The sequence below is a fragment of the Actinoallomurus liliacearum genome (genome assembly GCF_039542035.1).
Classification (GTDB): Bacteria; Actinomycetota; Actinomycetes; order Streptosporangiales; family Streptosporangiaceae; genus Actinoallomurus; species Actinoallomurus liliacearum.
Genome location: NZ_BAABHJ010000043.1, coordinates 1 through 515 on the forward strand (window position 1 = coordinate 1; position 515 = coordinate 515).

At 61.7% G+C, this 515-nt stretch carries 1 protein-coding gene; it reads left to right on the forward strand.

All coding sequences use genetic code 11. The features are described 5' to 3' along the window. The coding region (locus ABD978_RS43635; RefSeq protein ID WP_345367669.1) for a DUF5753 domain-containing protein at window positions 1-515 on the forward strand (515 nt) is incomplete at both ends.

Consider the following 515-nt stretch of genomic DNA (forward strand, 5'->3'; position numbering starts at 1 on the left):
TGGTGGCATTCGTATTCCGATATTCTGCCGGGCTGGTTCGAGGTGTACATCGGTCTTGAGGAGGCGGCGTCTCGGATCCGTGCGTATGAGGTGCAGTTCGTTCCCGGGTTGTTGCAGACCGAGGATTACGCGCGTGCGGTGACGTTGCTGGGGCATCCGGATGCGCCGGGTCATGAGATCGAGCGGCGGGTGGGGTTGCGGATGCGGCGTCAGTCGTTGCTGTTGGGGGAGGATCCGCCGCATTTTTGGGCGGTGGTGGATGAGGCGGCGTTGCGGCGGCCGTTGGGTGGGGCGGCGGTGATGCGGCGGCAGTTGGAGCACCTGATCGAGGTGACGGAGTTGCCGCATGTGACGTTGCAGGTGGTGCCGTTTCATCTGGGGGGTCATGCGGCGGCGGGTGGGCCGTTCAGTATTTTGCGGTTCGCGGAGCCGGATCTGCCGGATGTGGTGTATTTGGAGCAGTTGACGTCTGCTTTGTATTTGGACAAGCGTGAGGATGTGGATAATTATTTGGC